At 41.9% G+C, this 12351-nt stretch carries 11 protein-coding genes and 2 tRNA genes; 9 read left to right on the top strand and 4 right to left on the bottom strand.

The window, feature by feature from the left end; translation table 11 throughout:
- Positions 1-41: 41 nt before the first annotated feature.
- A complete protein-coding gene (aceA, locus tag MNR06_RS11520; RefSeq protein ID WP_243536171.1) occupies positions 42-1364 on the bottom strand; it encodes an isocitrate lyase in 1323 nt (440 codons plus the stop codon).
- Positions 1327-2925: a malate synthase A gene (aceB, locus tag MNR06_RS11515; RefSeq protein ID WP_243536169.1), complete on the bottom strand. Its 1599-nt coding sequence runs from the start codon at positions 2923-2925 to the stop codon at positions 1327-1329. The genes aceA and aceB overlap by 38 nt, the downstream gene beginning before the upstream one ends.
- 189 nt (positions 2926-3114) lie before the next feature.
- On the opposite strand from aceB, the gene MNR06_RS11510 reads away from it, so the two are divergent.
- The 7 genes from MNR06_RS11510 to queF all read left to right on the top strand — a co-directional run bounded on the left by MNR06_RS11510 (position 3115) and on the right by queF (position 9410).
- The gene (locus tag MNR06_RS11510; RefSeq protein WP_407933222.1) at positions 3115-3747 is read left to right on the top strand and encodes a DedA family protein; all 633 of its coding nucleotides are present in this window, start codon (positions 3115-3117) and stop codon (positions 3745-3747) included.
- A gap of 124 nt (positions 3748-3871) precedes the next feature.
- Entirely contained in the window at positions 3872-4372 is a 501-nt protein-coding gene (locus MNR06_RS11505) for a hypothetical protein (protein WP_243536165.1), read from the top strand.
- A 118-nt stretch (positions 4373-4490) separates the two neighbouring features.
- Complete coding sequence (locus tag MNR06_RS11500; RefSeq protein WP_407933179.1) at positions 4491-4958, top strand: nucleoside deaminase; 468 nt, start codon at positions 4491-4493, stop codon at positions 4956-4958.
- A 60-nt stretch (positions 4959-5018) separates the two neighbouring features.
- The gene (locus tag MNR06_RS11495) at positions 5019-7058 is read left to right on the top strand and encodes a hypothetical protein (protein WP_243536161.1); all 2040 of its coding nucleotides are present in this window, start codon (positions 5019-5021) and stop codon (positions 7056-7058) included.
- Entirely contained in the window at positions 7048-8376 is a 1329-nt protein-coding gene (locus MNR06_RS11490) for a hypothetical protein (RefSeq protein ID WP_243536159.1), read from the top strand. Before MNR06_RS11495 ends, MNR06_RS11490 begins: the two co-directional genes overlap by 11 nt.
- On the top strand, positions 8373-8858 hold the full coding sequence (locus tag MNR06_RS11485; protein WP_243536157.1) for a hypothetical protein: 486 nt from the start codon (positions 8373-8375) through the stop codon (positions 8856-8858). Before MNR06_RS11490 ends, MNR06_RS11485 begins: the two co-directional genes overlap by 4 nt.
- A 39-nt stretch (positions 8859-8897) precedes the next feature.
- The gene (queF, locus tag MNR06_RS11480; RefSeq protein ID WP_243536155.1) at positions 8898-9410 is read left to right on the top strand and encodes a preQ(1) synthase; all 513 of its coding nucleotides are present in this window, start codon (positions 8898-8900) and stop codon (positions 9408-9410) included.
- A 56-nt stretch (positions 9411-9466) separates the two neighbouring features.
- Here the strand turns inward: queF and MNR06_RS11475 are convergent, their stop codons facing one another.
- A complete protein-coding gene (locus MNR06_RS11475) occupies positions 9467-10621 on the bottom strand; it encodes a hypothetical protein (protein WP_243536153.1) in 1155 nt (384 codons plus the stop codon).
- A 133-nt stretch (positions 10622-10754) separates the two neighbouring features.
- A tRNA-Ser gene (locus tag MNR06_RS11470) sits at positions 10755-10847 on the bottom strand.
- A gap of 144 nt (positions 10848-10991) precedes the next feature.
- Here MNR06_RS11470 and MNR06_RS11465 point away from each other — a divergent pair.
- Together MNR06_RS11465 and MNR06_RS11460 are read left to right on the top strand one after the other, a co-directional pair.
- Positions 10992-11068: transfer RNA gene (locus MNR06_RS11465), tRNA-Arg, on the top strand.
- 212 nt (positions 11069-11280) lie between these two features.
- Positions 11281-12324, top strand: coding sequence for a FecR domain-containing protein (locus MNR06_RS11460; RefSeq protein ID WP_243536151.1), 1044 nt, complete (start codon positions 11281-11283; stop codon positions 12322-12324).
- Positions 12325-12351 lie beyond the last annotated feature (27 nt).

The following is a 12351-nucleotide window of genomic DNA, read 5'->3' as shown; positions in this document are numbered from 1 at the left end:
TTAACCAGCGGCTTTTTTCGTTTCTAACTATCCTAAAGATTCTAACTACTTATTTGGCCTATGGGTTGTTCTACGGTTTGATGGAACTGCTCTTCCGTAGAACCTTTTAAAGCGCCGGTTGAGGCTTTGCCCTCCATTACTGTTTGCAAAACCTGATCAAAGTAGCCCGTTCCCACCTCAGCCTGATGTTTAACTGCGGTGTAGCCTTTTTGGGCCGCCGCGAATTCTTGATCTTGCAAGCGTACGTAAGCAGTCATACCTTCAGCCGCATATTCATGGGCTAAGTTAAATGCATGATAATTTACTAAGTGCCAGCCTGCTAAAGTGATGAATTGGAATTTATATCCCAGCGCGCCCAAGCGACTTTGGAATTCTGCAATTTGCGAATCGTTTAAATGCATTTTCCAGTTAAACGATGGCGAGCAATTGTAAGCTAAAATCTTACCTGGATATTTTTTGTGAATTTCTTGAGCAAAGCGTTCTGCTTCTTTCAGATCTGGTTTTGAAGTTTCAAACCAAAGAACATCAGCCCAAGGAGCATACGCCAATGCACGGGCAATAGCGTAATCTAATCCGCCTTTGATAACGTAATAACCTTCAGGAGTTCTTTCACCAGTTAAGAACGCTTTATCTAGTGGATCAATATCTGAAGTCATTAAGGTAGCGCTTAAAGCATCCGTGCGAGCAACGATCACTGTCGGTACATCAAGAACATCTGTTGCTAAACGTGCTGATTGTAAAGAGCGAATGAAAGTGGAAGTTGGAACTAAAACTTTTCCCGCTAAGTGCCCGCACTTTTTTTCGGCTGCTAATTGATCTTCAAAGTGAACGCCTGAAGCCCCGGCTTCGATCATTGATTTCATCAATTCAAACGCATGCAATGGTCCACCGAAGCCAGCCTCAGCATCAGCAACGATAGGAGCATACCAGTCAACACCCTTCACGTCTTGATTGGTTTGATTAGCGATCTGATCGGCGCGCATGAAAGCATTATTTATTCTGCGCACAAGTGATGGTACGGAGTTGCAAGGATAAAGGCTTTGATCTGGATAAGTTTGACCGGATAGGTTTGCATCCGCAGCGACTTGCCAGCCACTGAGATAAATGGATTTTAAACCCGCTTTCACCATTTGTACAGCTTGTGCACCTGTCATTGCACCAAAGGTATTTAGATATCCATCACCCTTTAAAGAAGCCCATAGTTTTCTAGCACCGACTTCGGCGATGGTGTGTTTTACTGGAAGAGTCGTGCGCAGGCGAACTACGTCCTCGGCAGTATAATTTCTTTGAATCCCTTTCCATCTATCGTCAGTGCTCCAATTTTCATTAAGCTGGCGATGCTGAAGGTCCTTGCTTAAAATCATTGATTACTCCTTTAACGTTCGTTTGATTTAAAATTTCATAAGCGCTAATGGACATGAATTCGTGAAACTCTGGTGCGAGCACTAACGAATCTAGTAATTCGATCGCTTCATCCAGGCACGGAAGATTAAGCGGAATCAGTTTCATCACTTCATCATCAAGAAGTTCTTTATAAGTTTCTTTTGTAAGGCGGCAACCGTTGGAAAGTTCTACCTGATGGTGCAGCCATTGCCATAGTTGACTGCGGGAAATTTCCGCCGTCGCCAAATCTTCCATCATGTTAAAGAGGGCCGCAGCCCCTGTTCCCATTAGCCAACGATCAATATATAAAAGACTGATGCGAATGTTAGATCTGACACCCTCTTCAGTGATTTGGTTTTTGGCTGGCGGAATATTGAGCAACTGATCTCGTTCAATCATCAGCGGTGGAATCGCGTGCATTTGGTGCGGGTCATTTTTTAAAACGCGAGTGAGTTCTTCTTCAGCCACAGGAATTAAATCTGGATGGGCAACCCAGGTGCCATCAAAACCAATGCGGGCCTCACGTTTTTTATCTTCGGCGACTTTTCTAAAAGCGTTTTCCGTTAACTGAGGATCACGACGATTTGGAATGAACGCTGCCATTCCGCCAATGGCGTGAGCCTGGCGTCGGTGACATGTTTGCACAAGCAAGTGACAGTAGGCATCCATGAAAGGAGTATTCATAGTGATAAGAGATCTATCCGGAGTAATGAATTTATCGTGAGCGTGGAATTTTTTGATCATACTAAAAATATAATCCCAGCGTCCGGCATTTAATCCTGAGGCATGGTCTTTCAAGGCGTAAAGAATTTCTTCCATCTCGAAGGCAGCGGTGATTGTTTCAATTAAGACAGTGGCTCTAATTGTGCCGCGAGGAATTTTTAAAGCGTCTTGAGCAAAATTAAAAACGTCATTCCACCAGGCCGCCTCTTCATGATTTTCTAATTTCGCTAAATAAAAATAGGGACCGGAATTACGGTTGATAAGTTCGTGGGCATTGTGGAAAAAATATAAACCGAAATCAAAAAGTGAAGCGGATATAGGCTGACCGCGAATCAGAAAGTTTTTTTCACTTAGGTGTAAACCGCGGGGACGAACCACAAGCGTCGCCGTCTTTTCATTTAAGGAATAGGTTTTTCCATCAGTTTTGAATTCTAGTGTTCTTCTGACGGCATCCTTAAGAGCTTTCTGTGCCAGCAAGACATTGTTCCAGCTTGGTGATAGCGAGTCTTCAATGTCTGCCATGAAAACCTTAGCACCAGAGTTCATCGCATTAATCATCATCTTAGGTTCTGCGGGGCCGGTGATTTCAACTCTGCGATCGCGCAAATCGTGGGGAGCATCAGCAACTTTCCAATCTGTATTTTTAATTTCAGAGGTGTGATTTAAAAAATCAGGTTGATGACCTTGCGCAAATCTTTCTGCATGGATCTTTCTTTGAATTAGAAGATTGCTTCTAAGGTTGTCGAATTTTTCATGGAGTGAAATTAGAAACGCAGCTGCATCTGGCGTGATGATCTCAGCCTTTAATTGGTCGCTCATGCTGGCCCCCTTGATGTAACTAGAGTGCCTGAAATAAACTTTGTTTTATAGCTAGGTATGTCTAAAATATGGCTGTATTTACGCAAGCTTAGAGTAATTATTCAGATGCATAGTCGAGCTTAGAAGATTAATCCCAAAGCAGTAATCGCTTGCTCTTAGCGGGTTTTAAATTAATGTTAGCTACCTATGATGGAATTTATCGATATTATTTTACATTTAGATCAACACATCCCTACTTGGATCGCCTTTTTTGGTCCCTGGCTTTATGTCATTTTATTTTTAATCATCTTTGCGGAAACTGGTTTAGTTGTTACACCATTTTTGCCAGGTGATTCTTTGTTGTTTGCCCTAGGTGCGTTTACGACTGTTGAAAATGGTCTTAACCTTTGGTTGTTACTTATCAGTTTAACCATCGCAGGAATTTTAGGCGACACAGTTAATTACCATATCGGTAAGACTTTAGGTGTGAAGGTGTTTGAATCGCAATCGCGGTTTTTCAAAAAAGAATACCTTTATCAGACGCAAAGTTTTTATGAAAAATGGGGTCCATTTACGATCGTAGCGGCTCGTTTCGCGCCGATTGTTAGAACTTTCGCTCCGTTTGTAGCTGGTATCGGTGGAATGAACTATCGCAAATTTGTAGTCTACAACGTTGTCGGTGCTATTTTGTGGGTTTTTCTTTTCATTCTTGCCGGTCATTTTTTCGGGAACTTGCCGATCGTAAAAAGAAACTTTCATATCGTTATTTTTGGTGTGATTGGCGTTTCTTTAATACCAATGGTTTGGCCCTGGATTTCTTCTAGAGTCCAGCGCGCCCGCTAAGAAAACTCCTTTTTATCCGTGGGTCGGACCTTTCGGATAAGTCCGTCCTTTAAAAAGTTTTAATTCTAATGGCTTTGTGCATCGTTAGTGCAAAGTCAGGCGGAAACTTTTTAAAGGATTTAAAATGATAAAAAAAATTCTGGCCTTATTTCTCTTGTTCTTTTCTTTAAACGCCTTTGCTGATCTAAAACCAATCCCTAATACTGGCACTCTTAAAGCCCTAGAAACCGAATGCAAATTTGTTGAAGAAAGATATCCTGATTTTGCCTGCATTCGTTTTGAAGTTTTTCAAAGCTCATCAAGAAATCTGCAATCCGATTTAGAAGAAATCATTGAATATAACGAGTTCAATCTTAAACCCACCTCATGGGAAATTATGCGTGAGCACCTTTTGGGTGCTATGGAAAATCAAATCAATCGTCATGCTGATTTTGGCGACCTAGAACCTCTGCTAAGAGTCCGTGATAAAAATTATTGGGAATTATTGCAGCTGAAAAAATATTTCGGCGATATTCAAGTGGATCCCCACACTTATTGGTATCCTAGCGTTGATGCAACTAGCTTTGTCACAGTGAATGCAAGTACAAATCAGATTATTATCATTACCCATGGGGAGCGTAACTAAAACTCCCCTAATACCGGTTCCAATAACTATTTTTTTTTTATTCCATGGTGAAACGGCAATAAAAGTCCATCGGTAGGGATTGACTAATTCCTATCCCCTGGCCAATATTGTCCACCTTATGAAAAAGGAATTCATGCTAAGAGCCATCGAGCTCTCTAGAAAAAATATGCAAGCCGGTGCTGGCGGTCCTTTTGGGGCCGTTATTGTTAAGGACGATAAAATCATTGGTGAAGGTTGGAACAAAGTGACCTCCACCAACGATCCTACGGCCCATGCTGAAGTAGTCGCTATCCGTAATGCCTGCGAGAATGCAAAAAATTTTAGTTTAGAAGGTGCAGAAATTTATACCAGCTGCGAGCCTTGTCCTATGTGCCTTGCCGCAATTTACTGGGCACGTATTGATAAAATCTTTTATGCAAACACGCGTAAAGATGCTGCCGATATCGAATTCGATGATGATTTTCTTTATCAAGAAATTCCTAAGGAGATCGCCCTTCGCAAAGTGCCGATGATCCAATGCGGTCACGATGAAGCCCTAGCTGTTTTCAAAGAATGGCAGGCAAAGTTAGACCGAATCCAATACTAAAGTAGAGGCTGACAACTTCAGGACTGCTGTCCATGGGGTTGATTCGACAATAATAGAGGAATGAAAACTATTTGTAGTGCATTCCTCTTTTTATTGGGCTTTTTTATTTTAAATTCATGCTCTCACAAAGAACGACAGATTCCTCGCGACATCGCTTCGTTGCAAGCAAATGGCGGAATGGAAGGAATCTGGTTTGTGCAAGGGTCTTCTTCTACTCGCGGTCCATACAATGGCGAGATTGAATTACGTCGTTCCAATGACGGCACATTCAATGTCGTCCGCGTAGTTACTTACATCAACTATTTCTTTGATGGTTTAAAGGTCCAAGAAGTTTGGACTGGCAAGGCTGTTGCTGAAAAGGACGCTTTGACAATCAGTTATGATATTCGTCAAGGCGATTTCATTCAAAAACTTGGCAATGTAAAAAGAGATCCTACGGATTTTAGAAACTCGATCAATGTAGTTTCGCGTTTTGCAATTTCACCCCAAGGTTTAGCAAGCCACTATAGCGATAAAAAAGTTTCTAGTTATACAGAATGGATTACAACCCGACGTGATTTAGAAACAAAACCTTTATGGGTCAATGAGCGAAAAAAGTTTGATGCTAAAGGTGACAAGGTCCCATTGATTGTTCGTGGAGTTATAAAAGCGTTTAAAATGGATATTGGTTACGAAAAGGATCCATTGGTTAAATCCTATAAGGATCGCTCTGAGTATAAAAACGAACAGCCATACGTAGTTTTTGATCCGACGGACTTTGAATTTTATCGCCACAATAACGACGTGATCCGTGTCGTAAATAAGGTCACCGATGATATCAGCATCACTGAATCAGTCGTGAAAAGAAATGCCTATGCCCCGACATTGGATCAAAAGGCCACTGGTTTTGAAAAGAACGCCCGTGACTTTCACTTAAATGAAGCAGGCATGCTGTCCCATGCGGTTTTAGATCCGCAAGGTCGTTTGCTTGAATACGCATATGATGGTGATGCTAGTTTGTGGACCGGTATGTATGTGGGTTCTCAAGCGATGCGCTATTTAACTACGAAGAATGAAGAAGCGTTAGAAAACGCTCGTCGCGCGACGAAAGCTCTTATCATGTTGATGGATATCACCGGAAATGAAGAAGAGTTCGCTCGCACTATTGCTATTTATAATCCAACAAAACCGATTTCTGAAAAGTGGCACCGCGGTACAGGTAAATATGAAAAGTTCATCTGGCTAGAAGGCGGAAATAACGACATGGTTAAGGGGATCACCCATGGGTTCATGTGGGCAAGCCTTGTGATTCCAAAAACTGATACAGAAATTTGGAATGGCCTTCGTGAAAAATCAAAAAAATTGATCAAACTACAAATCATGGAAGATAAGCCGCAAAATAAATCTGCAGCTTACGGGCTTGATGCTTGGATCAACGGTAACACCGATTCAAAAGAAAAATTTGAAAAGTTCTATTCATCCATTCGTACGAAAGTTTCTGGTTATAGTTTTGATACTACATTTTACTGGAATGGTTCTGCGGATTGGAGCGGTATCAATCTAAGCATGGTTGGTGATATCACCGACATCGTACTTGCTGATCTACTAGGTAAAAATAAGATCCGCGATCAATTACGAGAGCGTTTGATTGATGCCTGGATCACTTATCGACCAGCTCATCGTCACTTCCAAACTATTGGAACATATGCGTTTGCTTATAAGCATGGTACGCGCGGTGGGAAGTTCAGAGACGATAGCAGTGAACTTCAATTTGAAACTTCACTTGCGCAATCTGTTTGGGGATTAAGAGAAATCCCCTATCCTCGCCCTAACCTTGATGTGAATATTGATCATTCACTTCGCCCAGACTGGTGTATGTCACCTATTCCTAGATTGTTCTGGAAGTCGCTTAAAAAACCGGAACCTCCGGTAAGCTATTTCTATCAAGGTTTATATCAGTACCCAACCTTTGAATTAAATGCTTTCACAAGTAATTTCTTGTGGAAGGAACAGGGTTTTGCTTACCAAGGTGGTCATGCAAAAGGTGTAGAGTATTCAGGAGTTGATTACCTTTATGCTTATTGGATGGCCCGTTATTCAGGAATGAAGAATGTTAACTAAACGAGCAGCCCTCGGGCTTCTCTTTTTATTTTTTAGTTTTTCGGCTTACGCAAAAAAAGAAGTCGTTTTTTTCGGGGGTGGTGGTGAACCAGCAACCCCGGGAACAATTTTTGATAAGACTTATCAAGATTTCGGTTTATTTTCTTCGCAAAGTGGTTGGAGCTCGCGCTCTTATTTTGATGGTGGACATCCGCAGTCAGAAGCTTTGGCGAATACTATGTCTAAGGGACAGAATAAACCGATGACGGCGTTTCATGTTAATAATGAAATTGCGAATCTTAAAAAACGCATTCAGTCCGGTGACCTTAAAAGCGGCGATCAGTTGATGGTCACGATTGCAACCCATGGTCTGCCTACTCAACCACCGCAAATTGCGCACAGTGTGGCTGCTACAGATGGAATCATTGATCTTGGTCAATTAAAAGAGCTTCGTGATTTAGCTGAAGCTAACGGAGTTCAGTTAGGTATCGTAGATTATTCCTGTCATTCGGGGGTGACGTTAAATTTAGGTTCTGACAAAACGTGTGTCGTGTCTGCAGCTTCTCATAATGTCGGTTATGTAAATGCGGGTGAAGAAATTGGAAAAAATATTAAAAAGGGTTCCAATCTTGAAGAGGCTTTTTTAATGGGGCGAAAGGCTCCATCACCAGGGGCCCCGCAAATTTCAACAGAAGCGGGTCGTAAAGCGTATGCGGCTACTCAGTTTTTATCTGAATCTATGCGTGAAAGAACCAGTATTGCGCCAGCAATGGCTCAAGATGCTAAGGACTGTTATGGAGTGAATTCGAATCCTTTTAAAAAACTAGTTTCGCAACTTCGCGACATTGAAAAAAACAAGGGCCTGTATCATCAAGCGCGAATACGCTTGGGTCTTACGGATTCCGAGGTTGAGCCCATCATAAAAAAGCTTGAATCCTCTATGCAGAGCTATGAGAACGCTCGTCAGCATGCTCAAGAATCTTTTGTTTCAGTCAACAGTATTGATAACGGAAATAAGTGTAAAAATGTTTTAAACTATCAACTTTGCGGAAGCCTAAAGCAGTGGGAGTTTGGTTATAAACAACTTGAAAAAAAGGCTCAGGCTGGCAGTCTGAGTCAGAAAGAAAGTGCTGAACTTAAAGCTTATAAAGAACAGGTTTCCAGCCCTGAATTCCAACAGTGGAAAACAAAACAAGCTGAGTTTGATAAAAAGGCCCATGATATTTATTGGGAAGCAGATAAAGTGGCCCAAGCTGAAAGAGATGTTTATGAAAAACTTTATCAGCACTTTTCAGCACAAGAGAAAAAACCAAACCCATGCAGGAACTTTGTTTTATGAAAATGAAAATGTGGAAAACGTTGTTGGCAGTGTGGATATTGCTAGCCACTTGCCAAAGTTATGCAGAAAAATTTAAGTGCGGCAGATACGAAATTGATGGCGTGATTAAAAAAGTCGACGGAAAAAATGTACTGAAGCTTTATCCGGGTTCAATGAGCGAAACCACGTTTACGTTAGCTCCTGACTTAGAAGAACTTGCTGAAGTCTTCATAGATAATTCGGTCACTGTTAAAGGCAAAATTCTATCACCGGTTAAAGAGTATCAAGGCAAAGTCAGTTCGCTATTATCTGAAAAGGAAATAAAGGCGCTGACAGCTCCAGACAAGCCATCTACGGCGCGTTTTATGAGGGATGATATAAAACAGCGAGTCGCTGATCCCTTGCATCCCGATCTAGATTCTAGAATGAAACTAGTGAAAGAAATGCCCTGTACTGGGGAGCAATCCGCCCCTGCGCCTAAGAAAAAGGGCAAGAATAAGTAGACCATTGAAAATTTAAGGGCCTTGCTTTAAAAAGGCCCTATGAAAAAGAAATCCGGCAGAGACGCAAAAGAACTAGAAACCTTCGCCTTGGGTGAAAACCAAACCCATTACCCTGAGACTTACGCCCCAGAAGTATTAGAAGCTTTCGATAACAAAAATCCAGGCAAGGTCGCTTGGACAACTTTTGTTTGTACTGAATTTACTTCGCTTTGCCCAAAGACCCGCCAGCCTGACTTCGCAAAAATTTTTATCAACTACATCGCTGATAAAAAAATGGTCGAATCAAAATCTTTAAAACTTTACCTTTTCAGCTTCCGTAACCACGGTGATTTCCACGAAGACTGCGTGCAAACGATCTGCGATGACTTAGTGAAGTTGATGAAACCAAAATACATTGAAGTGATCGGTGAATTTACTCCGCGTGGAGGTATTGCTATTTACCCTTACGCAAACTACAGTGCGAAAGATAAGTTCTTCCAAGATCTTTATAAAAAGCGCCTGGCAGAATATGCCCCAGGCAAATACTCGATGGAGCTTTCTAAGCTTTATTAGTTTGTTTTTTCGATCAAATTTTAAAATAAAAAAAGGGCGACTTAATCGCCCTTTTTTTAGTAAACACAAGACCCCTCTTCTAGTTCCAAAGATTGCCTAAAAGATTCATCGTAGGCAGAAATCTTATCTTGGTCGTACGGACAGCTTTTCTGTATAAGTGTAGTCATAAAATACATAAGTTTCGCGTTTTCCTTGGCACTGTCGCAAATACCTTGCGTATTAAAATTTAAACGCGGACGAATCTGCTCAACCGCAGCATCAATAGCTTGATCGGTACAAGCAGTAAGAGGTCCCTCATATCCTTTTAGGTATGAGCGAGGCGCCTCGAATGTATTTGCACGCGAGCCTGAAACATTACCGTTGGAACCTGAATCATATCTTGAAGAACTTGGAACTAATGGCGGTTTTTGTTGGCCGGGAATGCCGTATTTTTCTGCGTTTTCAATTCTTAAACACTCCGGATTTTTATCGCATGAAGCATACGAGTGTAAGCCGTACCCCTCATTTATTTTCATGGTGCTTTTCTCCAATCCGCCATACCCAGTATTGTTAAGGTGGAAATATTTGTTAGAAAGTTTTCCTTCTTTTAGCTCCAGTAAAAGCTTGTAGTATTTTGTTGTATCATTGACTGTGTCTTCGAACGTCAGCCAGCCCAGGCCACTGCCAAGACCGTTAATACATTTTCCTGTCCATGATGGATTTTTATGGCGCTTAAGAATTCGTGTAGAATCAATGACCGTACATCCTTCTTTCGTTTTTACTTCTGGATAAGGATTTGTTTTCTTTAGGGCAGCCATGATTCGGGCACACGATTGACCGTGGGTAGGATTTGCCTTGCAATCACCGATAGCTGCTGTAAATCCTCTTTTGAATACTCCTTTGCTCTTATATGCAAAAAAAGTGGAGTCCTCATCAAAGATGTAAAGAAATACATCACTAACCAGACGACCCTCTTTGAATTCTGCGAACATTTTACTGAGATATCTTGAAGGTCTGATGTATCCCCAGCCACTCACTAAACCATTTTTGCATTCTCCGGACCATTGCGGAGACTGCTCATCGTCACCGCCGACTTCGATAAACGGGTTATAAATAGTGCAACCATTTGTCGTAGTATTTTTTTTTGGTTTTTCAAAACCCCAAGAATAATTATCGGCATAAACGTTTGCCGAAATTAAAATCGTACTTAAGAAAAGTAATAAGCTCTTCATCGCTTGCTCCAACATAATTTCGTTTTGTTGGAGCAAATTAGCATAGGGGTCTTAAAAAATTAGAATTACAGCCGCAGAATGGGCTGTCTTTGGAAAAGAAGTTTCGATTGATTAGAAGTTCGACAGAGGAAAATGGCGGAAAGGGCGGGATTTGAACCCGCGGTACACCTTTTGAGTGTACGAGCGTTTAGCAAACGCTTGGTTTCAGCCACTCACCCACCTTCCCGCGGTCGGTTTAAACTCGACTGAAGATTCAACCTGCCATAGCGGGACCCGTTAATCAAGGTTTTGAGCTAATTCTTATTGTAATTTTATCAAGAATGCTTGATTTTTCCCTGGCCGCAGTCTATCAATACGTCTCTTTCACAGTGCACTCGTAGCTCAGCTGGATAGAGTACATGACTACGAATCATGTGGTCAGAGGTTCGAATCCTCTCGAGTGCACCATTTTCTCCCCCAAAAATCCCTGAAATCACGAAAAACTGAAGAAACCACCGTTCAAAGCTTTATTTTTTTACCCGCTTCATCCTGGTACATTTAACTTATCAATCAGTAATTGTTTAAGGTTATTACGGACTTGGGTCTAAAAATAAGTCACCCTAAACGGATCAGTTCTAAGCCGAATGCATCTCGCGTAAACTAAGGACTGAGGATCAAAAATGAAAAATCAGATTTTGTCATGGTGTGTCTTTGGGGTGCTTAGTTTCCAAGTAACTGCTTTTGCCGACGATATGTACGGCGTCTTCATGGTAACTAAAGGGAGCGTGAAGGTTCAAAGCGCAAAAACAGGTACAACTGACGCCAAGGTCGGAGTGAAAGTTTTTGAGGGTGATACAGTTATTACTGCAGCCGATTCCAGAGCGAAAATCGTGATGGCGGACCGTAACGTTATCAACGTCAATCCTGACACCAAAATTCAAATCGCAAAATATCAAAACGATTCTGCCACAGGCAAAAAAGACGTTCAGTTGAATCTGCTGCAAGGTAAGGTTCGTAACAACGTTCAACAAAACTATGATGGCGAAAAAAGTAAGTTCTTAATTAAGACACCAACTGCAGTCGCAGGAGTTCGTGGTACCCAGTTCCTTGCGGGATTTGATCCGTCCACGCAAATGACTTCGGTGGTAACTTTTAAAGGCGCTGTTTCAGTAGCGTCAGTTAATAAAGCAGGCCAAGTTGTTGGCGCTCCAGTCATGGTTAAAAAAGGTGAAATGACGACTGCGACTGCGAATGCAGCTCCTGAAGCTCCGAAACCTCTTCCTAAAGAAGAAGTTAAAAAAATGGACGTAGAAAGTGCTTCTACGAGCCAAAACAAAGAAGGCAGCGAAAAAGCTTCTAACGAAGCAGCTCCAGCAGGTGATAACAAATCTGCTGATAACAAATCTCCTGAAGGTAAAGAAAACGGCAAACGCGACCCTGCAAGTGAAGGTTCAGCTCCTGCCGGTGATGCTGGTGGAAATAAAACAGCTCAGGGCGAGGCTCCGCCTCCAGTGAAAGAAGCAGCTCCTCCGATGATTGATAAAAAAGATATGGATATCGGTATGGCAAAAGAGATCAACGACGTACGTCAGCAGCCTGTAGCGGCTCCGACGACGACGATGCCTCGCGCGCCAACGGCTGACGCAACTTCACCGGTGAAAGATATCATTCGAGATACAATGGGTAAAACTCGTGTGATCGTAAGACCGCAAATTGGTAATTAAAATTTTAAACTAGATAGAGCGACAATT

The organism is Bdellovibrio reynosensis (genome assembly GCF_022814725.1).
GTDB classification, from domain to species: Bacteria; Bdellovibrionota; Bdellovibrionia; order Bdellovibrionales; family Bdellovibrionaceae; genus Bdellovibrio; species Bdellovibrio reynosensis.
The sequence above is the reverse complement of the archived record's forward strand: the minus strand, read 5'-3'. Positions and strand labels throughout refer to the sequence as shown.